This window comes from Microbacterium sp. EST19A (assembly GCF_019969685.1).
Lineage (GTDB): Bacteria > Actinomycetota > Actinomycetes > Actinomycetales > Microbacteriaceae > Microbacterium.
This window is the reverse complement of the sequence record NZ_JAHXYZ010000001.1, coordinates 865,528-888,220: the sequence shown is the minus strand read 5'-3', so window position 1 is coordinate 888,220 and position 22,693 is coordinate 865,528. Positions and strand designations below refer to the sequence as shown.

Annotated in this window: 22 protein-coding genes; 17 read left to right on the top strand and 5 right to left on the bottom strand. The window is 68.4% G+C overall.

All coding sequences use genetic code 11. From position 1 onward, the window contains the following. The first annotated feature begins 2 nt into the window (after positions 1 to 2). The 3 genes from LC452_RS04400 to LC452_RS04390 are packed head-to-tail and all read left to right on the top strand — an operon-like array spanning position 3 to position 2,085. On the top strand, positions 3 to 620 hold the full coding sequence (locus tag LC452_RS04400) for a nucleotide exchange factor GrpE (protein ID WP_223622811.1): 618 nt from the start codon (positions 3 to 5) through the stop codon (positions 618 to 620). 7 nt (positions 621 to 627) lie between these two features. Next, complete coding sequence (locus tag LC452_RS04395; protein WP_223622810.1) at positions 628 to 1,611, top strand: DnaJ C-terminal domain-containing protein; 984 nt, start codon at positions 628 to 630, stop codon at positions 1,609 to 1,611. Positions 1,612 to 1,656: 45 nt separating this feature from the next. Continuing rightward, positions 1,657 to 2,085, top strand: a complete 429-nt coding sequence (locus LC452_RS04390) for a heat shock protein transcriptional repressor HspR (RefSeq protein ID WP_223622809.1) — start codon at positions 1,657 to 1,659, stop codon at positions 2,083 to 2,085. 27 nt (positions 2,086 to 2,112) lie between these two features. Here LC452_RS04390 and LC452_RS04385 read toward each other — a convergent pair whose 3' ends face one another. After that, positions 2,113 to 3,045 carry a hypothetical protein gene (locus LC452_RS04385; RefSeq protein ID WP_223622808.1) on the bottom strand — a complete coding sequence of 311 codons (933 nt, stop codon included), beginning with the start codon at positions 3,043 to 3,045 and terminating at the stop codon, positions 2,113 to 2,115. Positions 3,046 to 3,092: 47 nt separating this feature from the next. Between LC452_RS04385 and LC452_RS04380 the strand changes: the two genes are divergently transcribed. The 5 genes from LC452_RS04380 to LC452_RS04360 all read left to right on the top strand — a co-directional run bounded on the left by LC452_RS04380 (position 3,093) and on the right by LC452_RS04360 (position 8,761). Further along, on the top strand, positions 3,093 to 4,253 hold the full coding sequence (locus tag LC452_RS04380; RefSeq protein ID WP_223622807.1) for a DUF4185 domain-containing protein: 1,161 nt from the start codon (positions 3,093 to 3,095) through the stop codon (positions 4,251 to 4,253). A gap of 130 nt (positions 4,254 to 4,383) precedes the next feature. Then, positions 4,384 to 5,751: an extracellular solute-binding protein gene (locus LC452_RS04375; RefSeq protein WP_223622806.1), complete on the top strand. Its 1,368-nt coding sequence runs from the start codon at positions 4,384 to 4,386 to the stop codon at positions 5,749 to 5,751. 73 nt (positions 5,752 to 5,824) lie between these two features. Further along, a complete protein-coding gene (locus tag LC452_RS04370) occupies positions 5,825 to 6,751 on the top strand; it encodes a carbohydrate ABC transporter permease (protein ID WP_223622805.1) in 927 nt (308 codons plus the stop codon). A 1-nt stretch (position 6,752) separates the two neighbouring features. Continuing rightward, on the top strand, positions 6,753 to 7,649 hold the full coding sequence (locus tag LC452_RS04365) for a carbohydrate ABC transporter permease (RefSeq protein WP_223622804.1): 897 nt from the start codon (positions 6,753 to 6,755) through the stop codon (positions 7,647 to 7,649). Positions 7,650 to 7,660: 11 nt separating this feature from the next. Then, positions 7,661 to 8,761 carry a DUF4185 domain-containing protein gene (locus LC452_RS04360; RefSeq protein WP_223622803.1) on the top strand — a complete coding sequence of 367 codons (1,101 nt, stop codon included), beginning with the start codon at positions 7,661 to 7,663 and terminating at the stop codon, positions 8,759 to 8,761. 9 nt (positions 8,762 to 8,770) lie between these two features. Here LC452_RS04360 and LC452_RS04355 read toward each other — a convergent pair whose 3' ends face one another. Next, positions 8,771 to 9,613, bottom strand: a complete 843-nt coding sequence (locus LC452_RS04355) for a PhzF family phenazine biosynthesis protein (RefSeq protein WP_223622802.1) — start codon at positions 9,611 to 9,613, stop codon at positions 8,771 to 8,773. 125 nt (positions 9,614 to 9,738) lie between these two features. On the opposite strand from LC452_RS04355, the gene LC452_RS04350 reads away from it, so the two are divergent. Next, positions 9,739 to 10,179 (top strand): DoxX family protein, encoded by a 441-nt coding sequence (locus LC452_RS04350; RefSeq protein ID WP_223622801.1) that lies wholly within the window; start codon positions 9,739 to 9,741, stop codon positions 10,177 to 10,179. A gap of 19 nt (positions 10,180 to 10,198) precedes the next feature. On the opposite strand, the gene LC452_RS04345 is transcribed toward LC452_RS04350, so the two are convergent. Beyond that, on the bottom strand, positions 10,199 to 11,332 hold the full coding sequence (locus LC452_RS04345; protein ID WP_223622800.1) for a glycoside hydrolase family 172 protein: 1,134 nt from the start codon (positions 11,330 to 11,332) through the stop codon (positions 10,199 to 10,201). Positions 11,333 to 11,434: 102 nt separating this feature from the next. Here LC452_RS04345 and LC452_RS04340 point away from each other — a divergent pair, with 102 nt between their 5' ends. Next, entirely contained in the window at positions 11,435 to 12,418 is a 984-nt protein-coding gene (locus LC452_RS04340; RefSeq protein ID WP_223622799.1) for a LacI family DNA-binding transcriptional regulator, read from the top strand. Positions 12,419 to 12,430: 12 nt separating this feature from the next. Here the strand turns inward: LC452_RS04340 and LC452_RS04335 are convergent, their stop codons facing one another. After that, entirely contained in the window at positions 12,431 to 12,841 is a 411-nt protein-coding gene (locus LC452_RS04335) for a hypothetical protein (RefSeq protein WP_223622798.1), read from the bottom strand. Between the two features lie 198 nt (positions 12,842 to 13,039). Here LC452_RS04335 and LC452_RS04330 point away from each other — a divergent pair, with 198 nt between their 5' ends. The 4 genes from LC452_RS04330 (at position 13,040) to LC452_RS04315 (ending at position 19,316) form a co-directional block, all read left to right on the top strand. Continuing rightward, a complete protein-coding gene (locus LC452_RS04330) occupies positions 13,040 to 14,533 on the top strand; it encodes an FGGY-family carbohydrate kinase (protein ID WP_223622797.1) in 1,494 nt (497 codons plus the stop codon). Continuing rightward, positions 14,530 to 17,100, top strand: coding sequence for a GH116 family glycosyl-hydrolase (locus LC452_RS04325; RefSeq protein WP_223622796.1), 2,571 nt, complete (start codon positions 14,530 to 14,532; stop codon positions 17,098 to 17,100). The genes LC452_RS04330 and LC452_RS04325 overlap by 4 nt, the downstream gene beginning before the upstream one ends. After that, positions 17,097 to 18,731, top strand: coding sequence for a fucose isomerase (locus tag LC452_RS04320; RefSeq protein ID WP_223622795.1), 1,635 nt, complete (start codon positions 17,097 to 17,099; stop codon positions 18,729 to 18,731). The genes LC452_RS04325 and LC452_RS04320 overlap by 4 nt, the downstream gene beginning before the upstream one ends. A gap of 174 nt (positions 18,732 to 18,905) precedes the next feature. Then, positions 18,906 to 19,316, top strand: a complete 411-nt coding sequence (locus LC452_RS04315) for an MmcQ/YjbR family DNA-binding protein (RefSeq protein ID WP_223622794.1) — start codon at positions 18,906 to 18,908, stop codon at positions 19,314 to 19,316. Positions 19,317 to 19,323: 7 nt separating this feature from the next. On the opposite strand, the gene LC452_RS04310 is transcribed toward LC452_RS04315, so the two are convergent. Further along, positions 19,324 to 19,773, bottom strand: a complete 450-nt coding sequence (locus tag LC452_RS04310; RefSeq protein ID WP_223622793.1) for a MarR family winged helix-turn-helix transcriptional regulator — start codon at positions 19,771 to 19,773, stop codon at positions 19,324 to 19,326. A 96-nt stretch (positions 19,774 to 19,869) separates the two neighbouring features. Here LC452_RS04310 and LC452_RS04305 point away from each other — a divergent pair, with 96 nt between their 5' ends. The 3 genes from LC452_RS04305 to LC452_RS04295 are packed head-to-tail and all read left to right on the top strand — an operon-like array spanning position 19,870 to position 22,672. Next, positions 19,870 to 20,916: an LLM class flavin-dependent oxidoreductase gene (locus LC452_RS04305; RefSeq protein ID WP_223622792.1), complete on the top strand. Its 1,047-nt coding sequence runs from the start codon at positions 19,870 to 19,872 to the stop codon at positions 20,914 to 20,916. Between the two features lie 26 nt (positions 20,917 to 20,942). Continuing rightward, positions 20,943 to 21,998 (top strand): LLM class flavin-dependent oxidoreductase, encoded by a 1,056-nt coding sequence (locus LC452_RS04300; protein WP_223622791.1) that lies wholly within the window; start codon positions 20,943 to 20,945, stop codon positions 21,996 to 21,998. After that, a complete protein-coding gene (locus LC452_RS04295) occupies positions 21,995 to 22,672 on the top strand; it encodes an NADPH-dependent F420 reductase (RefSeq protein ID WP_223622790.1) in 678 nt (225 codons plus the stop codon). The genes LC452_RS04300 and LC452_RS04295 overlap by 4 nt, the downstream gene beginning before the upstream one ends. Positions 22,673 to 22,693 lie beyond the last annotated feature (21 nt).

Sequence of the window (22,693 nt, the reverse complement as noted above, 5' to 3'; positions counted from 1 at the left end):
TCATGACGGACAAGAACTTCGACGACAACGCCGGGGTTCCGGAAGAGGGGTCGGACGCGAACGCGTCCGGCCCCCAGCCGCAGAACCCCGACTCCACCGAGGCCGCCGCAGCCGAGGGCTCTGACGACGACCTCACGGTCGACGACATCCTCGGTGCCACGCAGACCGGTGAGGCCGCGGCGGAAGACGCCGTGCTCGCCGACCTCGAGTCCACCCTGCTGAACGACCTCAAGCGTCTGCAGGCCGAGTACGCCAACTACCGCCGCCGCACCGAAGAGCAGCGTCAGATCGAGGCCGACCGTGCGAAGGGCGAGGCCGCCAAGGGCCTCATCCCGGTGCTCGACGACCTCGACCGCGCCGCCCAGCACGGCGACCTCGTCGAAGGCACGCCCTTCGCCGTGATCGCCGACAAGGTGCGCGTGGCCGTGGAGCGTCTCGGTGTCGTCTCCTACGGCGAGAAGGGCGAGGAATTCGACCCTCAGCGCCACGAGGCGATCTTCCAGCAGCCCACGCCGGGCGTCACCAAGACCACGGTGCTCGAAGTCGTCGAGGTGGGCTACCGCCTCGGTGACATCGAGCTGCGTCCCGCGAAGGTCGTCGTCGCTGTCCCTGCCGAGTAGGTGATCGATGGCCAGCCAGGATTGGTTCGATAAGGACTTCTACAAGACCCTCGGGGTCTCGAAAGACGTCAGCGACGCCGATCTCAAGAAGACCTATCGCAAGCTGGCACGCAAGTATCACCCGGATTCCAATCAGGGAGATGCTGCGGCCGAGGCGAAGTTCAAGGAGATCAGCGAGGCGTACTCGGTGCTCTCCGACGCCGAGCAGCGCAAGGAATACGACGAGATCCGTGCGATGGGGTCTGGCGCCCGCTTCACTGCGGGCGGCGCGGGCGCCGGCGGTTTCGAAGACGTGTTCAGCCGGTTCGGCCAGCAGGGGCGCGGGCAGTCCGCCGACTTCGAAGACATCTTCGCGATGTTCAATCAAGGTCAGGGCGGCTCGTTCGGCAACGGACGCTTCGGGCAGCCGAGCGGTGGGTACCGCGGCTTCGGCGGCCCACAGCGCGGTGCCGACGTCACGGCGCGAACGACGCTCGACTTCATCACAGCGGTGCAGGGCGAGACGATCTCCCTGCAGGGCGAAGACGGCAAGCCGTTCAAGGTGAAGATCCCCGCGGGAGTCGCCGACGGTCAGAAGATCCGTCTGCGCGGGCGGGGTCGCCCTTCGCCGGACGGCGGCGAGACCGGCGACATCGTCGTGCAGATCGCGGTGCGTCCGCATCCGGTCTTCACCCGCGATGGACTCAACCTGCGCGTCGTCGTGCCGGTGACGTTCACCGAGGCGACCCTCGGCGCGACCATCGAGGTGCCGACACTCGGCGGCGACGTGGTCAAGCTCCGTGTCGCACCCGGCACCCCCTCCGGGCGGGTGCTGCGGGTGAAGGGGCGGGGCGTCGCGACCTCGAAGGGCACCGGCGATCTGCTCGCCGAGCTCCAGGTCGCCGTGCCGACGCACCTCGACGACGCCGCGCGAGAAGCGCTGCTGAAGTTCCAGGAGCTCGAGCCCAAGGAGAACCCGCGGGCCGAGCTGATGGCGAAGGCCCGTCGCTGATCATGATCGCGATGACGAACGCGAACACCGGGGAGGTGGGCATCCGTGGCTGAACGAGGCATCGACGCCGACACCCCGGTGTTCGCGATCGCTGTGGCCGCCGAACTCGCGGGCATGCACCCGCAGACTCTGCGGCAGTACGACCGCATCGGCCTCGTCGTGCCCGGCCGCACCTCCGGTGGCTCACGGCGCTATTCCACCCGTAACATCGAGCAGCTCCGCGAGGTCGCCCAACTCTCGTCCGAAGGTGTGAGCCTCCCGGCGATCGCACGCGTCCTCGACCTCGAAGATGAGAATCGGATGCTGCGCGGCACAGTCGCCCAGCTCGAAGCCGCCCTGCGCGCCGAGCGCGAGAACCGCCCCGGCGTGCGCGTGTTCGCCGCCGGTTCCACGGGCGTCGTTCCGATGCCGTCGGGCCGTCGCATCCGCCGAGCGACCGAGGTCGTGCTGTGGGACCCGCGCGGTAGCGACTGACCTGAGCTCCGGTCTCAGGGGCGCTGGTCAGACCTCCTCGACCGAGAACCGGAACGCCGCACCCTGGCGGAACGGCTCGATGATCTCGAAGTTCTCGTAGGCGGGGCCGCCGGGGATCGGCGACGCGCTCGCCCAGTACGACCAGCGGGCGTTGACCACCGCCTCGAGCTCGGGATGCGGGTCGTCGACGCGCCACGTCTGCACGGCACGACGACCGAGGAAGCGCCAGTGCTCCGCCGTGTCGGCGGCGTACTCGACCGACCACGGATCCTCCTCGTCGCCGGTCGCGCTCACGACTGCCGCATCCCCGTCGCGGGAGAGCTCGGACAGCGGGAAGCGCGCATGCTCGGCGAACGCGGTGCCGGAGAAGTCCGGCCAGAGCTCGCCGGCGGTCACGACGCGATCGGCGAGGTGCAGCCGGCGCAGCCGCGCCCAGTTGCCCATCGTCGCCGTGAGGATCAGGTGCGACAGCGGGGCTGACGTAGCGTTCGCGAACCCGGCAACCTCCACCTCGTGCGGGCGATCGGCGAAGAACCGCACACGCACGCGGACGTCCGCCGCGTTGTCGAAGCGCTCGACGCCGATCCACACGGTCAGGGTCTCCACCCCGTCGACGACCTCCGTCGTGCCGCGGGCCGGGGCATCGCCCGCTCCTCGCTCGGCGGCATCCGCGTCGTCCGCGGACCAGAAGCGCTTGCCGCGCTCACCCGGATCGAGGGTGCTCGGCTCGAGCTCGGAGAATCCGCGCAGGGTCTCGCCCCGCGGGATCGGCTCGACGGCGATGAAGTTGACCAGCCGCTCGCGGGGATGATCGAGATAGGGCGTGAAGACACGGAGCAGGCCGCGAGGGCCGGGGATCGGCGGGATGCCGATCTGGATGCCGTCGACGTGTCCCGAGCGGGGCTCGTCGTTGGGAGCGCCGGATGGCTGAAGCCACCGGTGATCGGAGGAGAGAGGCATGCCGAAGACACTAGTGCTCTGAAATCGATTTCGCTAGATTCGGGATCATGCACCGTCGCAGAGGTCCCCGTCGAGCCCCGTTCCGTCACGCCGCCCTCGCGGCATCCGTCATCCTGGCCGGAGGTCTCGCCGGCTGTGCGGGAGGGGGAGGGGTGAGCGTCGACACGAACCCCGACAAGCCGTTCGTGCTGGAGGGTGTGACCGACCTCACCGAGATCGCGCAGCTCACCGGTCCCGATGCCATGAACGACACGGCATCCGTCTCGGTGGCCGGCACGGACCTCGGGTCGATGGTGAATGTCGGGGACAAGACGTTCTTCCTCTTCGGAGACACCTTCGGCGAGCGGGATCCCGAGTCGATCGGCGGCCAGGGCGGCTTCTGGAGGTCGAACGTCGCCGCCTGGACCACCGACGACGACCCGACCGACGGCATCGACTTCGAGGGGTGGGTGGAGGATGACATCGGTCTCGCCGCCGCGCTCGTCGAGGGCGATCACGACGCGAACGGGGCCGGTGGCGAGGTCACGAAGATCCCGACATACGGCTTCGCGATCGGCGAGACGATCTACGTCTCGTACATGTCCGTGAAGTTCTGGGGCGAGCCCGGCGCCTGGGATGCGAACCGCTCGGCGCTCATCGTCTCGCGGGACGGCGGAAAGACCTGGGATCCCGTCGACGGCGTCGAGTGGCCCGGAGACTCGAACTTCATCCAGTTCGCGACGGCACAGGTCACCGACGGCGGCGAGGACTGGATCTACTTCTGGTCCATCCCCTCGGGCCGGTTCGGCAGCGTGCAGCTGATGCGCGTGCGCGCCACCGAGGCCGCGGTGGAGGACCAGTCGTCGTACTCGTATTTCGCCGGACTGGACGGCCAGGAGCCGCGCTGGAGCGACGACATGGCCGATGCGGAGACGATCGTCGAGGGCACCATCGGGGAGCTCTCGGTGATGTGGTCGACCTACCTCGAGCGCTGGATCATGACGTATTCGGATGCCGGGAGCGCCTACATCCGCGAGGGCATCACGCCCTGGGGGCCGTGGGGAGATCCGCTCGAACTCGTGCCCGGATCGGAGTACCCGGGACTGTACTCGCCGTACCTGAATCCGCGGTACGTCACAGAGGACGGGAGTCGCATCCACTTCACCCTTTCGCTCTGGGATCCGTACAACGTGTTCTGGTTCTCGGCCGACCTGGAACGCGCCGACTGAAATATCGGAGGGCCGATCTCCCTTGCGCATGAAATCGATTTCGCCTACTCTGGCGCATACCCGGTCACTGAGGATCGATCGGCCTGCACAGCAGCGACTCGATGTGGAGTCTGTTCCCTGAGGAGGAACCATGAGAATCACCACCCGCACCCGACGGACAGCGATCGCCGCTCTCGGCGCGCTGACGGTCGGCACCCTGCTCGCCGCGTGCGGCGCAGGCACCCCCGGCGGCACGGCCGGAGGAGACGGCGGCGAAGACGGCGTCACGACCATCCAGTTCTGGCACCGCAGCTTCACGCCGGTGGAGAACGAGTGGTACGCCAACATCGTCAAGGAGTTCAACAAGTCGCAGGACGAGATCAAGGTCGTCGACACCGAGGTCCCTGCCGACGCGTGGGACCAGAAGATGAAGGCCGCGCAGGCCGCGGGCAAGGCGCCCGACGTCTACACGAGCTCCGCCAACCTGCTCGACCTGGTCAACGCCGGTTCGGTGCACGAGCTCGACTCGATCGTCTCGAAAGAGGCCATCGGCGAGATCCTCGACAACGCGACGTCGATCTCCGAGGTCGACGGCACGCACTACGCGTACCCGCTGCTGCTCGAGCCGCAGACCGTGCTGTTCTGGAACACCGACATGCTCGACGCCGCGGGCGTCGACTCCTCCGCCGCTCCCGAGACCTGGGACGACCTCCTCGCCGCCTGCGCGAAGATCCAGCCGACGCTCGCCGACGGCCAGTACTGCATCTCGCCGGCACAGGATGCCGTGACCATGGCCTGGTCCACCGTCGGCCAGCAGTGGAACTTCAGCGGTCACCTCGCCCTCAGCGACGACTGGGCCAAGCCCGACATCGACAACGACGGCTACCGCGCGCTGATGGAGCAGTACAAGGAGCTGTGGGACAAGGGCTACATGCCGAAGCAGCCTCTCGCCGCGTACGTCGGAGGCGAGGACTTCGGCCAGCAGAAGGTCGCCTTCAAGGTCTCCGGCTCGTGGATGATGTCCGAGATCGGCTCCGACTACGCCGACCTGCTGCCCAAGACCGGAGTCGGCGCGTTCCCGAACTCGCCGGATGCCGATGGCCGCACCGCCACCACGATGGGCAACTTCACCTGGGTGGTCGACGCCAAGAGCAAGAACGCGGAGGCCGCCGGAAAGTTCCTCGAGTGGTCGATCGCCGGCGACCCGGAGAACCTCGTGCCGTTCTTCGTCGACACCCAGTTCACCAAGGTTCCCGTGCGCCAGTCGGTGCAGGATGCCGTCGCCGCGAGCCAGGAGGCCGCAGACGCCCCGTGGTCGAGCATCATCGTCGACGACATCGCCCCCGAGGCCATCGCGGGCTCCCTCTACCCGTGGGATGTCAACCTCGCCGTCGGCACCGCGATGGAGTCCGTGATGAAGGGCTCCGCATCGGTGGACGACGCGATCAACACGGCCAACGCCGCGATCCAGACGGTCATCGACCGTGACGGGCTGCCCGACAAGGCGCCCAAGAACTGACATCGCTCGCTGTTCGGGGGCCGGGGCTCCCGGTCCCCGAACAGCGTCGCCCTGAGATCGCGACGAGGTGGATATGGCCAGTCAGGCTGTGCAGGAACGCCGGGAGGCCCGGCAAAGGCAGAACCGGTACAAGTACCGCGACAACAAGACCGCCTACTGGTTCCTGGTGCCGCTGGTGGTGCTGCTGGGGATCTTCGTGATCTGGCCGGCCATCTACGCCGGATTCCTGTCCTTCCAGGACTGGAGCTTCTATAAGGATCCGGAGTTCGTCGGCATCCGCAACTACGCCAACGTGCTGAAGGATCCGCTGTTCATCGCGACCATCGGACGCGGTTTCCTCTTCGTCGTGATGACCGTGCCGCCGATGCTGATCCTGGCCTTCCTGTTCGCCAGCCTCGTGGTCGCGGTGTCGCGCCGGGCCGCGAGCGTGCTCAAGGTCAGCATCTACATCCCGACGATCATCTCCGCCGTCATCACGTCGATCATCTTCGTGCTGATCTACAACTACTCCGGAGGCCTGCTGAACGCCTTCCTCGGCATCTTCGGCATCGACCCGATCGCGTGGATCGGCGATCCCAAGTGGGCGCTGCTCGCGGTCGCCGTCCCCGCCATCTGGCTGGGCATGGGACTCACGTCGCTGATCATGGTCGCGGCCATGGTCGACATCCCCACCGAGTACTACGAGGCCGCCGCGATGGAGGGCGCGAACTGGGGGCAGAAGACGGCGTACATCACGATCCCGCAGATGAAGAACGTGATGCTGTACCTGCTCATCACCGGTTTCGTCGCCGCGATCCAGCAGTTCGAGCTGCCCCTCGTGATGACGCAGGGCGGGCCGCTCGACTCGACGACCCTGCCGAACCTCTTCATCTTCAACCACTTCCGCAACGACGTGAACGTCGGCTACTCGATCGCGGCCGCGCTGCTGCTGTTCGTGGTGCTGGGAACCATCTCGGCTCTCGTGTTCAAGTTCGTCAACTCCGAGAGGCTGGTGGACTGAGATGGCCGTCATGCAGGAGACCACCCGTATCGTCCTCGCCGGCAAGGAGCCCCGCGCACAGCGGAAGGCACCGCGCACCGCGGGCGGCTGGCTCGTTGTCCTCGGCAAGGTGATCCTCGGTGCGATCTTCGTGATCGCCTCGCTGTTCCCCCTCGCCTGGATGGTGATCGCCGGCTTCAAGTCGAAGACCGAGGTCGTCGAGACGCCGTTCCAGTTCTTCCCCGAAGTGTGGCTGTGGCAGAACTACGCGCAGATCCTCGCCGACCCGACGTTCCTGCAGACGCTGGTGTGGACCTTCATGGGCGCCGTGCTGTTCACCGTGGGGAGCCTCGCGGTCAACTCGCTGGCCGCCTACGCCTTCGCGCGTCTCGACTTCCGCTTCAAGGGCACGATCTGGGCGATCGTGATCACGACGATGTTCATCCCGGGCATGACCATCCTGCTCACGAGCTTCATCGTCGTGACGCGCCTGTCCATGCTCGACACCCTCGCCGTGCTGGTGATCCCCGGGCTCGCCAGCGCCGGCATGGTGTTCTTCATCCGGCAGTTCTATCTGAACATCCCGAAGAGCCTCGAAGAGGCGGCGATGCTCGACGGCTGCGGCCGGTTCGGCATCTTCGTGCGCATCTTCCTGCCTCTGTCGAAGCCGCCCTTCGTCGTCATGGGCATCACGGCGTTCCTCGCGTACTGGAACTCGTACGTCTGGCCGATCCTGACGATCACGTCGCCCGAGCGCTTCGTGCTGCAGCAGTACCTGGCGACCTTCCGATCCGAGCGCAGCACCGAGCTCGGGCTGCTGATGGCCGGATCCGTGCTGGCCGCGGCGCCCGTGATCATCCTGTTCCTGATCTTCCAGCGCCAAATCATCGGCAACATCAAGATGGCGGGACTCAAGTAGAGGAGAGGTCGATGGAGACCCAGAACACGCACGGTGGCGGAATCAGTCGTCGAGGAGTGCTGCAAGGAGCCGCCGTGCTCGGCGCCGCGTTCGTCGCGGCGACGGTACCGGCGCCATCGGCATCAGCCGCCGGACTCACCGTCACGAGGATCAAGGTGCTCGCCGGCACCCAGAGCCCGCTGCAGTACGGCGTGGGCGCGACCGATCTCGGCATCCCTGCTCGCACGCCGGACGGGCGGATGCTCTTCCTGTTCGGCGACACCTGGGCCGACCACGTCGGCGGCGCGAACTGGCGCTCGCCGGTGGCGCTGTACTCGTCGACGACGAATCTCAACGCCGGCGTGACTTTCAACGGATGCGGCGGGGCGGGCGCGAACACGCAGGGCGTGGCGCCGCAGCTCTGGTACTACCCGCATGACGCGTACTTCACGACCGTCATCCCGTCCGACGTCATCACGATCGGATCGCGGATGTACCTGCACGCGATCGTGAACGGGCCGGCGTTCGGTGCCGTGCGATGGACCGAGCTGTGGAAGTCGGACGACAACGGCGCGACCTGGCAGCACACCGGGCTGCAGTTCCCCGCCGACATGGCCGGCGGCAAGTTCCAGTGCATCACGTGGGGACTCGGCAGCGACGGCTACGTGTACATCTACGGCACGGGGTTCCAGCGAGACAAGGGCATCGTGCTCTACCGGGTGCCGTCGAACAACATGACCACGCTCTCGGCCTATCAGCCGTGGGGGTTCGCGAACGGGTCCTGGGGCTGGGGCAAGCCGGTGACCGAGGTGCTGTCCGGTGGCTTCGGCGAGATGTGCCTGCGGCCCCTCGGCGGCAAATGGATCCTGACGTGGTTCAACGCCCCGGCGTACCGGATCGACGCGATGGTGCTCAACACGCCGACCGACAACCTCTACACGGCGACGAAGACCACGCTGTTGTACGGCAGCGAGTGGAACGCGGAGGACGCTTCGCACGTCGCACAGCTGTACGGCGGCTACATCATCCCCGGATCGACCCTGTCGGACCTGCATCTCAGCGTCAGCCAGTGGAACACCGGCAACAACAGCGTCTACCACTCCGAGCAGTTCCGGGTGCAAGGCCTGGTCTGACGGCAGCGGTCAGAGTTTCACGAGCCCCGAGATGATCACGTCGGAGCGGCCGCCGACCCAGACGTGATCGGCATCCTGCGTGATGTGGACCCGTCCACGCCGTCCGATCGCGGTGCCCTGCGCCGCCACGTACGGCGCGTGGGCGCGTCCGGTCGCGAGCAGCCACTCCGCCGCGGCCGCGTTCAGGCTTCCCGTCACGGGGTCCTCGCGCAGGGGCCCGTCACCGTCGGTGAAGAAGGCGCGCAGTTCGAACGCGGTCTCCGCGCCGTCGTGGTGCATGCCGATCACGCCGATGTCCCAGCGGCCCGGATGCGCCGACGCGTCGGGACGGAGGCCGAGCACCGTCTCGGCGCCGTCGAGCAGCAGCCCGACCCAGCCGGGGCCGTTGTCGAGCCACTCGGCATCCACGACCTGGTCGCGGTCGATCCCGAGGATCTCGACCAGCTCCGCGACGAGCTCGGGGTCGACGGCCCCCGCCCGGGTCCGGGGCGGCGAGGCGAAGGCGAGGCGGTCGCCCTCGACCCGCACGGGGATCAGGCCGGCAGCGCACTGCTGGATCACCGTGTCAGGATCGGCCGGCACGCCGCCGGCATCCAACCACGCCCTCGCGGTGCCCAACGTCGGATGCCCCGCGAACGGGAGCTCGGTGCTCAGGCTGAAGATGCGGACGCGGTAGTCCGCGGCGGGGTCGGTCGGCGGCAGGACGAACGTGCACTCGGAGAGGTTCGTCCACACCGAGAAGCGGCGCAGCTCGTCGTCGCTCAGCCCCTCCGCATCGAGCACCACGGCGACGGGGTTGCCCGTCCCCGGGGTGTCGCCGAACACATCCACCTGCCGGAATCCACGCTGCATCTCTGGAGGATATCGGGCGGCCGACACTCAGGAGACGGAAAGCTCGTCTTCGTAGCGTCGAAGAAGGGAATGCCCCTGCTCCGCGCCTGGCGCGCGCGTGTCCTGCCACGAAGGAAGAACTCCTCATGACGAACACCACCCGCCCCTCTGCCTCCGCTTCGCTGGGACTCCTCGTCCTTCGCATCGTCGTCGGCGCCGTCTTCGCCGCGCACGGTGGCCAGAAGATCTTCGAGTACACGATCCCCGGCACCATCGGCAGCTTCGCCGGCATGGGAGTGCCGCTCCCCGAGATCGCCGCCCCGGTCGTCGCCTTCATCGAGCTCGTCGGCGGCATCCTGCTGATCGTCGGGTTCTTCACGCGCCCGGTGGGCATCCTGCTCGCCGCCGACATGGTCGTCGCCCTCGTGGCGGTGCACCTTCCGGCAGGACTCTGGGTCGGCGACGGCGGCTACGAGTTCGTCGCCGTTCTCGGAGTCGCGGCGCTCGCGCTCGCCTTCACCGGCGCAGGCAGGTTCTCCCTCGACGGCGCTCTGCTGCGCGGGAGGGTCCCCGCCTGGTTGAGCTGATCCGGGCCCGCGGCCGAGATCAGTCCTGAGGTGCTCTCGGAGGGGTCGCGCCGATGTCAGGAACCGGAGCGGTTCCTAGGTGGACCTCCAGGTCGTCTGCCGTCGGCGTCTTCGGGCGTCGAGCCGTCGGGCGGTCGAGGTAGAACATCGCAGTCGACGCGATGTCGTCGCGCAGCGGCAGGTAGCGCCATCCGCTGCGCCAGCCGAGCGCCTGGATGTCGACCTTCGGGATGCCGGTGGCGAAGTGGATCGGGTCGAGCAGGTGCCACCGGTACATGCCGAAGCGCTGCTGGGAGACGTAGAGCCCGTCGGGACGGATGACCTGCGGCATCCCGAGATACGGGGTGGAGAATGCCGTGTATCCCTGGCCGGGGATGTCGAAGTTCCAGGCGCCGCCGAAGTAGTCCTCGGTGCCGGTGCCCGCGATCGTGGGGTAGTCGGTGTCGTCGTCGAGGTAGAACTTGATCTCGCCCTCGCCCCACCAGCCGTTGGAGTTCACGCCCCAGGCGATGTACGTGCCGACGTACTGCCCCTGGCCTTCGATGCCCTCCAGGATCACATGCGGGGTGCGGTCCTCGAGCGGGTTCGACCGACGCCACTGGGTGTGGAAGTACGCATCGTTCGAGTAGTCGCCGCCGATCTCGTAGGTGACCTGATAGTAGACACGGACGTCGACGACGGAGGTGTTCTCGACCGTGAGGCGAGCGCCGTCCTTGAACGGCATCGGCCAGTACGAGTTGAACCCGCCGTGCGGGTTCGCGGCGATCGTCTGCGAGTTCACCTGAGCGAACACGCCCCATCCGTTGCAGAAGAAGTCCCCGTACGGCACCTCGACCGCCGGCTCCTCGGATCCGTCCCAGTAGGCGCGCAGCAGCAGCGTGCGCCAGTTGTCGGTGTGCGTCGTGATCCAGATGTGCGTGATCTTGCCTGCACCCGGGATGTTCGCGAGCTCGAAGGTCTCGCCGGCCTTGATGTCGATGCTCGGGGAGATCTTCCAGCCGGGCCCGAGGTCACGCGCGTTCGCCGCGCCCGTGCCCTCGGTGGCCCGGCCTCCGCCCCCAGCGGATCCATCGAAGTTCTCCGGCGAGATCGAGCGCGTCTGCACTGAGCGCAACGCCGCGAGAGAGGAAAGGTCAGATGTCGCAGAAGTCATGGGCGCCAATGTAATCGATTTCAGCACAGAACGCCATAGAACGCGGATGTGCGCGATACTGTTGCTTCACGTCCGGCGCGACCGGGCAGGCAGTGAGGGTTCATGTCCACGATCTACGACGTCGCAGAGCTCGCGGGAGTCTCTCCTGCGACGGTTTCACGCGTCTTCAACGGCACGAGCGTGTCGGACGAGAAGGTCGCCGCCGTCCGCGATGCCGCCGAGAAGCTGAGCTTCACACCGAACCGCACCGCGCGGACGCTCCGGCGGCAGAGCTCCGAGGTCATCGCCCTCGTCATCCCCGACATCGAGAACCCGTATTTCACCGAGATGGCCCGCGGTGTCGAGGACGTCGCCTCGGAGGCGGGCTACTCGGTCGTGCTCTGCAACTCCGATGCGCAGGTCGACAAAGAGGCCACGTATCTCCGGATCGCGATCGCCGAGCACATGTCGGGGATCATCATCGCGACGGCCGACGAGAGCACCAATCTCGACACCATCCTCGCCACCGGGCGCCCCGTCGTCGCCGTCGACCGCAGCACGACCTACGACATCGACGGGGTCGTCATGGCCAACCGTGCAGCCGGGACGTCGGCCACGAAAGACCTCATCGACGCGGGTTACCGGCGCATCGCCTACATCGGCGGCCCCGAGCACATCGACACCGCGGCAGAGCGTGCTGCGGGCTGGCGAACCGTGCTCACCGCCGCTCATCCGGATCTCGACCTCGACGGTCTGCAGCGGTTCGAGACCTTCCGCGTCGACGGCGGCCGCGCGGCGATGGAGGAGCTCCTCGCCCTGCCCGAGCCGCCTGACGCGGTGGTCGCCGGAAACAACCTCATCGGCGTCGGCGCGATCCAGGTGCTCACCGAGCACGGGCTCACTCCGCCCGAAGTCGGCGTGGCCGTCATCGGCTCTCTGCCGTTCACCACCCTGTCGCCCAGTGCGGTGACCGTCGTGAGGCTGCCCGCCCGGCACATGGGAGTGACGGCGGCGCGGATGCTGCTCGAGCGCATCAAGGGCGACAAGCAGCCGGCGCGCACGGTGGTGCTGCGCAACGAGGTGCAGCCGGCCAGCAAGCGCAGCTGAAGCCGCCCTCCGTCAGGAGGACTTCCAGAAGCGCGTCGCGAGATTCGCCACCTCTTTGTCGAGATCTTCGAGTCGGCGGTCGATCGAACCCAGTCGGGTGTCGATCTTGTTCTCGAGGGTCTCGAACTTCGTGTCGAACTTGTTCTCGAGGGTCTCGAACTTGGCCTCGAAGTGCATCTGGAAGCCGTCGAAGCGGGCGTTCATCTCATTGCGGAGCGCGGTGATGGCGTTCTCGTTCTGGCGGGAGAGCGAGGTGAGCATGTTCTCGTTCTGCCGGGAGAGCATAGTGAGCGTGTTCTGGTTCTGACCGGAGAGTGCTGTCAGGGTCTTGTCGTTCTGCCGCAGCAGCAGCGAGATCGCGCCGATCATCACGGCAGCGAACACGCCGATCAGAGTCCACACCTGCGGCTCGGTCATCTCCATGGCTCCATTCTGCGAACGAAAGGCCAGATTGTCACGGTATTCCGGTCGAGCAGGCCCGGAATCACGCGAACCGAGGACAACTCTTCTCTCGCCCAAACTGTGCAGCGACAGTCACTCCCGCTTGCTACTTGAAATCGATTTCGCGTACAGTGACGATCAGGTTTCAGATTCCGCAGTTCAGGTTTCAAGGAGGACGCCATGCGCTGCACCCTCGGGGTGGACATCGGCACGTCCAGCAGCAAAGGCGTGCTGGTCGGTGGCGGCGGCGTGATCCTCGCGACCGCGACCAGGGCGCACGACGTCAGCCGCCCGCGCACGGGCTGGGTCGAGATGGACGCAGGCGTCTGGTGGGACGAGTTCGTGGCGATCGCCCGAGAGCTGCTCGCCGCCGCGCCGGATGCCGAGGTCGCCGGGATCGGCGTCAGCGGCATGGGGCCGTGCATCCTCCTCGCCGACGAGGCGGACGAACCGGTGCGTCCCGCGATCCTCTACGGCGTCGACACGCGTTCGACCGCGCAGATCGAGCGGCTGACGGCAGAACTCGGCGTCGACGAGATCGCCCGCGTCGGCGGATCGACGCTCACCTCTCAGGCCGGCGGTCCGAAGATCGTCTGGATCGCCGACGAAGACCCCACGGCCCGCGCCCGGGCCCGTCGGCTCTTCATGCCGGCATCCTGGCTCGTACGCAAGCTCACCGGGGTGTACGTGTTCGACCACCAGTCGGCGAGTCAGGTCTCGCCGCTCTACGACATCGAGAGCGAGTGCTGGTACGAACCGTGGTGGGAGCGGTACGCCGACGGCATCGAGCAGCCCGCGCTCGCGTGGGCGGGCGACGTGGCCGGAGTGGTGACAGCGGAAGCGGCATCCGCCACCGGCATCCCCGCGGGGACCCCCGTCATCACCGGCACGATCGACGCCTGGACCGAGGCGGTGAGCGTCGGCGCGCACGAGGTCGGCGACCTGATGCTGATGTACGGAACGACGATGTTCCTCGTGGCGACCGGCGAGGAGACGCTGCGCACGCCCTCGATGTGGACGACGGCCGGCGCGTTCGCGGGCACCCGCAATCTCGCCGGAGGGCTCTCCACGTCGGGCGCGCTCACCGCCTGGCTGAAGGACCTGACCGGCACCGACTATCCGGAGCTGCTGGCGGATGCCGAGACGTCGGGGCCCGGCGCCCGCGGTCTGCTCGTGCTGCCCTACTTCGCGGGCGAGCGCACGCCGATCCAGGATCCGGATGCCCGCGGTGTCATCGCCGGGCTCACCCTCGAGCACACGCGCGGCGATCTCTACCGCGCCGCCCTCGAGGCGACGGCGCTCGGCGTGCGGCACAACGTCGAGACCATGCGCGCGGCGGGAGCCGACATCCGCCGGATCGTCGCGGTCGGCGGCGGCACGCAGGGGCGCCTCTGGTTGCAGGTGGTCTCCGACATCACGGGACTCGTCCAGGAGGTTCCGGCGACCACGATCGGCGCGAGCTACGGTGCGGCCTTCCTGGCCGCGACGGCGACCGCCGGCACCGGTGCGGCCCCCGTCATCACCGACTGGAACCCCATCGCCGAGACGATCACCCCGGACGCATCCCTCCAGCCCCTCTACGACACGCTGTTCGACCGATACGTCCGGCTGTACGAGGGCTCGAAGGACGTCGTGCACGAGCTCGCCGCGACCCAGCGGGGAGTATCCGCATGAGCCGGCGCGCGCGCGGCATCCCGCACACCTCCGAGGCGACGGCCTTCCCGCTCGGCGGCATCGGCACCGGCAACGTCTCGGTCGGCGCTCGCGGCGAGCTGCGCGACTGGGAGTTCGAGAACCTGCCGGACAAGGGGCGGCGCAATCCGCACTCGTTCTTCGCGATCCACGCGAGGCCCGAGGGCGGCGATCCCGTGACCCGGGTGCTCGAGGCGAAGGTCACCGGGCGGCACGACGCCGACGCCGGCTATGCCTTCGACCAGCTGGCCGGGCTCCCGCGCCTCGACGGCGCGACTCTGCACGGCGAGTATCCCGTGGTCGACGTCGACTTCACCGACGCGGTGCTCCCGGTCGATGTCTCCCTGCACGCGTTCACCCCGCTGGTGCCGCTCGACGCCGATGCGTCCGGGATCCCGGCGGCGGTGCTGCGCTACCGGGTGACCAACCCCGGCGCGGTGCCAGTCGCGGTCACCGTGGTGGGCAGCGTCTCGCACACCGCCGGCCGCGGCACGCCGGGACCCGACGCTCCCTGGGGCATGCGCGCGACGCAGAGCGTGCGATGGCGCGAGGACGGGGACATCCGCGGCCTCGACTTCGGCATCGATCTCCCCGAGGCCGATCCGGGCTACGGCACGCTGAGCCTCACGACGACGGATGCCGAGACCACGGTGAAACCGCAGTGGGTCACGAGCTACTGGCCCGACGGGGCGCGCCTGTTCTGGAACGACCTGACCGACGACGGACTCCTCGCCGCCGAGCCGCGGCTGACGCTCGAGGACCGCCCGCGCGGTCTGTTCGCCGAGCTCGACGTCGACCCGGATGCTGCTCCGCTCACCGAGGAGCAGATGCTGGCGAAGCTGCCGCGCCTGCGCACCGGCTCCCTCGGCATCGTGCACACGCTCGCTCCGGGGGAGTCCCGCGACTTCGAGTTCGTGCTCTCGTGGAGCTTCCCGAACCGGCGCCGCGGCTGGCACGGCCACATCGTGTTCGCGGATCCGCCGGAGGACGGCCCGCTGTCGCCCACGGTCCGCAACCACTACGCGACCATCTGGGCCGACGCCTGGGCGGCCGCGAGCCACCTGCACCGCGAACTGCCCGCGCTCGAGGGGGCGACGGATGCCTTCGTCGAGGCCCTCTACGGCAGCAGCCTCGACCCGGTGCTCGTCGACGCGATCGGCGCGAACGTCGCCGCAGCGCGCTCGACAACCGGCTTCGTGCTGGAGTCTCCGAACCCCGAGCTGGGGGAGGGGCCGGTGTTCGCGGCCTGGGAGGGATCCTTCGACCACGGCGGCTCCTGCGAGGGCACCTGCACGCATGTCTGGTCGTACGCGCAGACCCTCGCCTGGCTCTTCCCCTCGCTGGAGCGCAGCGCCCGACGCGTCGAGTACCTGCTCGAGACCGATGACGAGGGAGCCCAGAAGTTCCGCGGCAACCGCATCTTCGGAGGACCGTCGTGGTTCATGGCCCCGGCCGTCGACGGGCAGCTAGGCACGCTGCTGCGCCTGCACCGGGAGTGGCGCTTCAGCGGCGACGACGGGTTCCTGCGCGAGCTGTGGCCCGCGGCATCCCGCACTCTCGATTACGCGATCCGGGAATGGGATCGAGACGGCGACGGACTGCTCGACGGCGAGATGCACAACACCTACGACATCGAGTTCCACGGTGCGGAGCCGCTCGCGAACGGCGTGTACCTGGCGGCGCTCCGCGCGGGAGCCCGGATGGCAGGGCACCTCGGCGAGACCGAGCGGGCGCGATCCTGGTCGACCCGTGCCGACCATGTCGCCGCCGCGATGGACGCGACCCTCTGGAACGGCGAGTACTACCGCCAGGTGATCGACGACCCCGACGCGCACCGCTATCAGTACGGCGAGGGTGTCCTCAGCGATCAGTTGCTCGGTCAGTTCCACGCCTACGTCAACGGGCTCGGGCACATCCTGCCCGCCGAGCGCGTCGACTCCGCCCTGGCCGCGATCGTCGCGCACAACCACCGCGACGACCTGTCCGCGCACGAGAGCACGCAGCGCGTCTACGCGCTGAACGATGAGGGTGGGCTGCTGCTCGCCTCCTGGCCCCGCGGCGGACGACCCGCCATCCCCTTCGTGTACTCCGATGAGGTGTGGACGGGGATCGAGCATCAGGTCGCGGCATCCCTGCTCTTCGCCGGCCGCTACGACGACGCCCTGCTCGTCGAGCGCACGCTGCGGGCCCGTTACGACGGCGGTCACCGCAGCCCCTGGAACGAGATCGAATGCGGCAACCACTACGCCCGTTCGCTCGCGTCGTGGGCGCTGCTGCTGGGTGCCACCGGCGCGCAGTGGGACGCGCCGACGGGAGTGCTGTCGTTCGCGCCCATCGGTGCGAGCGGGCGGTTCCTGTTCACCACGGGCACGGGCTGGGGGCGCGTCGAGATCGACGACGACGCCCTCACCCTCCACCTCGACGGCGGCGAGCTCGACGTCGCCGACCTGCAGCTGCACGGCCGGAGCATCGGCCGCGGCATCCGACTCCGAGCGGACGAGACCCATCGCGCCCCGCTCACCACGACCCCAACACCGGAGGCATCATGACCACCTACACCCTGCCGACCCCGGCATCCCGTCCGGACTCGGCGCCGAAGACGGCGTACCTCATCGCTTCCGGCGATCTGCGCGAATCCGCCAACACCGGCGGCTGGCCCGTGCAGGTCGAGCTCGAGGCCGGCGTCACCGGGGTGTTCAACGACCTCGGCTGGACCGTCATCCGGGCCAACGAGGTCGACCCCGCGACCGGTCACGGCTTCATCTCGAGCCAGCGCATGGGCCTCGAGGTCTTCAAGAACATCCCGACGGATGCTCCGCTCATCGTCGCCGAGGCCGTGTGGCAGTACTCGCACCACGTGCTCGCCGGCCTCCGCTCCCACGAGGGGCCGATCCTCACCGTCGCGAACTTCGCCGGGGACTGGCCGGGGCTCGTCGGCCTGCTCGGCCTGAACGCAGGCCTCACCAAGATGGACAAGCCCTACGCCTCGATCTGGTCGGTCGACTTCAGCGACGACTGGTTCAAGGCCGGCATCAAGGAGTGGACCGAGACGGGCTCCATCACTCACGACGCCTCGCACGTGCGCGCCCTGCCCGAGCTTCCGGACAGCCCGGAGAAGCAGCTGGGCGAGGCGCTCGCCGCCGAGCTGCTCGCCGAGAAGGCCATCATCGGCGTCTTCGACGAGGGATGCATGGGCATGTACAACGCCATCTTCGACGACGAGCTGCTGAACAAGACCGGCATCTACAAGGAGCGCCTGTCGCAGTCGGCCCTGTACGCCGAGATGCTCAAGGTCTCGGAGGACGAGGCCAACGCCGCCTACGACTGGCTGATCGATGCCGGCATGACCTTCCAGTACGGCGAGGATGCTGCCACCGAACTCACCCGCGAGCAGGTGCAGTGGCAGATGAAGATGTACATCGCCGCCCTGCGCATCGCGGATGACTTCGGCCTCGACGCGGTCGGCATCCAGTACCAGCAGGGTCTGAAGGATCTCGTGCCGGCATCCGACCTGGCGGAAGGCATCCTGAACTCCACCGAGCGTCCGCCGGTCACGTCGCGCGACGGTTCGCGCGTGCTGCACGAGGGTCGCGCGTTCCCGCACTTCAACGAGGCCGACGAAGGCGTCGCGGTCGACGCGCTCGTGACCGACCGGGTCTGGCGCGCGATGGGGCTGGTGCCCGACAACACCCTCCACGACGTGCGCTGGGGCGAGGACTTCGACGGGCAGTTCGTCTGGGTGTACGAGATCTCGGGCTCGGTCCCGGCCTCGCACCTCGGTGGATGGCAGAACGCGGAGGGCTGGCGTCAGGGGCACGTGTTCTTCCCGGCGGGAGGCGCGACGATCAACGGCGTCTCGAAGCCCGGCGAGATCGTGCTGTCGCGGGTATTCATCGCCGACGGCATCCTGCAGGCCGACATCTTCCGCGCGTCGGTCGTCGAGCTGCCGGAAGAGGAGACCCAGCGCCGCAAGGACGCCACGAACCCGGAGTGGCCGATCGCGCACGTCGTGCTGCACGGCATCTCGCGCGACCAGTTCATGGCCCGCCACAAGGCCAACCACGCGCAGCTCGTCTACGCGCCCGACGCCGAGACGGCCGACAAGGCGCTGATCGCCAAGGCGGCGATGTTCGCGGGCATGGGCATCAAGGTCAACCTGGTGGGAGACGTGAGCATCTGACCCGAAGATGCGATCGGGGCTGCTCCGGTCGCACTTTCTGCCGCCTCGCTCGTCGCCGGGCGGCATCAACTGCGACCGGAGGATCCTCCAGCGACGTCAATCGCGACCGGAATCGGACGAAGATGAAGCCGTCGGGCTCTGGCGCCCAAGCGCGGGAAGGGCGACGATGGCCTCATGGCCACCGTCGACGATCTGCGCGAGATCGCGCTCGCGCTTCCCGGCGTGCTCGAGGTGACCGACGGGCACACCGGTACGGTCGCCTGGCGGGTCAAGAGCGGGATGTTCACCGGACTCCGCGGTCCGAGGGCGACCGACCTGCGTCAGCTCGACGAGCTCGGGCGCTCGTGGCCGGACGGCGTGGTGATCGGCGTGCGCACGGCCGGCCTCGAGGAGAAGGAGGCTCTGCTCGCCGCCGAGCCCGACGTGCTCTTCACCATCCCGCACTATGACGGGTATCCGGGGCTGCTCGTGCGACTCGACGTGATCGACCGGGAGCGGCTTGCCGAGCTCGTCACAGACTCCTGGCTGACGCGTGCGCCCGTACGTGTCGGCAAGGAGTGGCTCGCGGAGCACGGACTGGAGTGAACGGGGTCTAGGCGCCGGTCTTCAGCGCCCGGGTGATCTCGTCGACCATCTGCAGCTGCTCGTCGTCGAGACGCTGCACGAACAGCTCGTGGATCGCGCGCAGGTGCGGCACGTTCGAGCGGCGGAAGGCGGTCGACCCCTCCTCGGTGAGGACGATGACCGCACCGCGGTTGTCGGTCGCGCAGTCGTCGCGACGGATCAGGCCGCGGCGTTCCATGCGACCGAGGTGGTGTGACAGCCGGCTGCGCTCCCAGCCGATCGCCAGAGCGAGTTCGCTCGATCGCAGTTCGTGGCCGCTCTCGTCGCTGAGGGCGAGCAGCACCGAGTAGTCCGCGGCGGAGAGCCCGGACTCGTCCTGCAGCCGTCGCCCGAGCTCGCCCTGGATGTCGGCGACGGTCTCGATGAAGTCGCGCCAGATGCGCAGCTGCGGCGCGGTGGGCATGCGGCGTTCAGCCATCGGATCCTCCTTTAGTTGACATGTCCATCATATCGGAGTAGAACGGAACCGCAAGTGATTGACGTATCAACAAATCTGAGAGAGCAGGGCGACACCGTGGACCCGCAGGTATTCGAGATCGGCCTCAACTCGTTCGGCGACACCGCGTCGTCGGGCGGACAGGACCTGAGCGGCGCAGAGACGCTGCGCCTGCTCGTGGACGAGGCCCGCCGCGCCGAGGACGCCGGGATCGATGTGTTCAGCGTCGGCGAGCACTACCGCCCCGGGCACAACGACTCCGCGACGCCCGTGCTGCTCGCCGCCATGGCCACCGCCACGGAGCGCATCGCGCTGGGCACCAGCGTCACCGTGCTCAGCACCAACGACCCGGTCCGGCTCTACCACGAGTTCTCCACGCTGGATGCCGTCTCGAACGGCCGTGCGCAGCTCGTGCTCGGCCGAGCGTCGGCGACGGAGTCGTTCCCGCTCTTCGGCTACGACCTCGCCGACTACGAGGAGCTGTTCGAGGAGAAGCTCGACCTGTTCATGCGACTCCAGCGCGAGGAGGCGGTCACCTGGTCGGGCACCACCCGCGCCCCACTCCGTGAGCATGTGGCCCAGCCGCGGATGCGTGCCGGGGGCATCCCGACCTGGATCGGCGTCGGCGGCAGCCCGAACTCCGTCATCCGCGCCGCGAACTACGGCCTCCCGCTCATGCTCGCGATCATCGGCGGGGTTCCGCAGCGGTTCGCCGGTCACGTCGAGCTGTATCACCGGGCGCTCGCGCAGGCCGGGCACGCGCCGCAGCCCATCGGCATGCACTCGCTCGGTCTCGTCGCCGACACCGACGACGAGGCGAAGGAGACCTGGTGGCGGTACTGGGAACCGGTCGTCACCGACCTCGCGAACGAGCGCGGCTTCTACGCGCCGACCCGCGCCCGGTATGAGCACGAGATCACCGAGGGTGCACTGTTCGTCGGCTCGGCGGAGACCGTCGCCCGGAAGATCGCCCGGTCCGCACGCGAGCTGCAGCTCGATCGGTTCGACCTGAAGTACGACATCATGCACCTCCCGGTCGAGGCTCGGGCCCGCACCATCGAGCTGCTCGGCCGCGAGGTGGCCCCGCGCGTGCGGGAGCTGCTCTCGGTCGAGCGCGCCGCCTGAACGACCTCCACGGAAAGAAAGAAGCCATGACAGACATCGAATTCGGCCTCGACACCTTCGGAGATCTCACCGAAGACGAGAACGGCGAGCTCTCCAGCTACGCCGCGGCAATCCGTCAGACCGTCGACGAGGCGGTGCTCGCCGATCAGCTCGGCGTCGACGTCTTCCTCGTCGGCGAGCACCACCGCCCGGAGTATGCGATCTCGAGCCCTGAGACCGTGTTGGCCGGCATCGCGACCCGCACCTCCCGCATCCGCCTGGGGTCCGGGGTCACGGTCCTCAGTTCCGACGATCCCGTGCGGGTCTTCCAGCGCTTCGCCACGGTCGACGCGCTGTCGAATGGGCGGGCCGAGGTCATCCTGGGTCGCGGATCGTTCACGGAGTCGTTCCCGCTGTTCGGCTACGACCTGGCCGACTACGAGGTGCTGTTCGACGAGAAGATCGACCTGTTCTCCGAGCTCGTGAAAGAGGCGCCGGTCACCTGGTCGGGCACCCAGCGGCCGGCGCTCGTCGACGCGGACGTCTTCCCGAAGACCGAGGGCGGCCTGAGCACCTGGGTCGGGGTCGGCGGCTCGCCGCAGTCGGTGATCCGCACCGCGCACTACGGCTTCCCGCTCATGCTCGCCATCATCGGCGGCGCCCCGGAGCGCTTCGCCGGCTACATCGACCTGTACCGGCGTGCGGCCGCGCAGTTCGGCACGACGGCGCATCCGGTCGGTATGCATTCGCCCGGCTTCATCGCCGACACCGACGAAGAGGCGCGCGAGCTGCTCTGGCCGCGGTACAAGGTGATCCGCGACCGGATCGGTGCGCTGCGCGGCTGGCCGCCCATCCGCCGAGAGGAGTTCGACGACGAGATCGAGCACGGCTCGATGTACGTCGGATCGCCGGAGACCGTCGCCCAGAAGATCGCCCGCACTCTGGGCGCGCTCGATGTCGGCCGCTTCGACCTCATCTACACGATGGGCTCGCTTCCTGCGGCTGCGCGGATGCGGGCGGTCGAGCTCTACGGCTCGGTCGTCATCCCGCGGGTGCGTGAGCTGCTCGCCGCGCAGCGCGCCGAAGACGAGGAAGCGGCATGAAAGACGGGGAAGCGACGCAGACGATCGGGATCCTCGGCGCCGGAAAGGTGGGCACGGTCCTCGCCCGGCTGGCGGTAGCGGCGGGGTATCGGGTTCTGATCGCGGGCTCCGGCGACCCGGCGAAGATCGCGCTGACCGTGGAGGTGCTCGCGCCCGGCGCGGTCGCGACGACGGCGGCGTCCGTGGCGCAGCAGGCCGACATCGTCATCCTCGCGCTGCCGCTCGGCAAGCATCGCGCGCTCCCCGTGGACGAGCTGAGCGGCAAGGTCGTCGTCGACGCCATGAACTACTGGTGGGAGACCGACGGCATCCGCGAGGAGTTCCTCGGGTCCACCAGCGAGATCGTGCAGCGTGCTCTGCCCGATTCTCTCGTCGTGAAGGCGTTCAACCACATGGGGTATCACGACATGGAGGCGGAGGCCCGGCCGGCTGGCTCCCCGGGCCGAAAGGCGATCGCCCTCGCCGGCGACGACGAAGACGCCGTCGTGCGCGTCGCCCGGCTGATCGACGATCTCGGCTTCGATCCTGTCCGCGTCGGCGCGCTGGCCGACGGCATCCGCCTGCAGCCCGGCGCGGGAGCGTTCGGGGCGAACGTCGCCCGCGACGAGCTCGAAGGTGTCATCGGTGCGTTCGATCCGAAACGCGATCGGCTGACGCTCCCCGCGTTCGGCTGAGCGGATGCCGGAGGGGTCACT

Coding starts and splice junctions, on each gene's coding strand:
- LC452_RS04400 (WP_223622811.1), top strand. CDS start 3: ATGACGGACAAGAACTTCGACGACAACGCCGGGGTTCCGGAAGAGGGG.
- LC452_RS04395 (WP_223622810.1), top strand. CDS start 628: ATGGCCAGCCAGGATTGGTTCGATAAGGACTTCTACAAGACCCTCGGG.
- LC452_RS04385 (WP_223622808.1), bottom strand. CDS start 3,045: ATGCCTCTCTCCTCCGATCACCGGTGGCTTCAGCCATCCGGCGCTCCC.
- LC452_RS04380 (WP_223622807.1), top strand. CDS start 3,093: ATGCACCGTCGCAGAGGTCCCCGTCGAGCCCCGTTCCGTCACGCCGCC.
- LC452_RS04375 (WP_223622806.1), top strand. CDS start 4,384: ATGAGAATCACCACCCGCACCCGACGGACAGCGATCGCCGCTCTCGGC.
- LC452_RS04370 (WP_223622805.1), top strand. CDS start 5,825: ATGGCCAGTCAGGCTGTGCAGGAACGCCGGGAGGCCCGGCAAAGGCAG.
- LC452_RS04365 (WP_223622804.1), top strand. CDS start 6,753: ATGGCCGTCATGCAGGAGACCACCCGTATCGTCCTCGCCGGCAAGGAG.
- LC452_RS04360 (WP_223622803.1), top strand. CDS start 7,661: ATGGAGACCCAGAACACGCACGGTGGCGGAATCAGTCGTCGAGGAGTG.
- LC452_RS04355 (WP_223622802.1), bottom strand. CDS start 9,613: ATGCAGCGTGGATTCCGGCAGGTGGATGTGTTCGGCGACACCCCGGGG.
- LC452_RS04350 (WP_223622801.1), top strand. CDS start 9,739: ATGACGAACACCACCCGCCCCTCTGCCTCCGCTTCGCTGGGACTCCTC.
- LC452_RS04345 (WP_223622800.1), bottom strand. CDS start 11,332: ATGACTTCTGCGACATCTGACCTTTCCTCTCTCGCGGCGTTGCGCTCA.
- LC452_RS04340 (WP_223622799.1), top strand. CDS start 11,435: ATGTCCACGATCTACGACGTCGCAGAGCTCGCGGGAGTCTCTCCTGCG.
- LC452_RS04335 (WP_223622798.1), bottom strand. CDS start 12,841: ATGGAGATGACCGAGCCGCAGGTGTGGACTCTGATCGGCGTGTTCGCT.
- LC452_RS04330 (WP_223622797.1), top strand. CDS start 13,040: ATGCGCTGCACCCTCGGGGTGGACATCGGCACGTCCAGCAGCAAAGGC.
- LC452_RS04325 (WP_223622796.1), top strand. CDS start 14,530: ATGAGCCGGCGCGCGCGCGGCATCCCGCACACCTCCGAGGCGACGGCC.
- LC452_RS04320 (WP_223622795.1), top strand. CDS start 17,097: ATGACCACCTACACCCTGCCGACCCCGGCATCCCGTCCGGACTCGGCG.
- LC452_RS04315 (WP_223622794.1), top strand. CDS start 18,906: ATGGCCACCGTCGACGATCTGCGCGAGATCGCGCTCGCGCTTCCCGGC.
- LC452_RS04310 (WP_223622793.1), bottom strand. CDS start 19,773: ATGGCTGAACGCCGCATGCCCACCGCGCCGCAGCTGCGCATCTGGCGC.
- LC452_RS04300 (WP_223622791.1), top strand. CDS start 20,943: ATGACAGACATCGAATTCGGCCTCGACACCTTCGGAGATCTCACCGAA.
- LC452_RS04295 (WP_223622790.1), top strand. CDS start 21,995: ATGAAAGACGGGGAAGCGACGCAGACGATCGGGATCCTCGGCGCCGGA.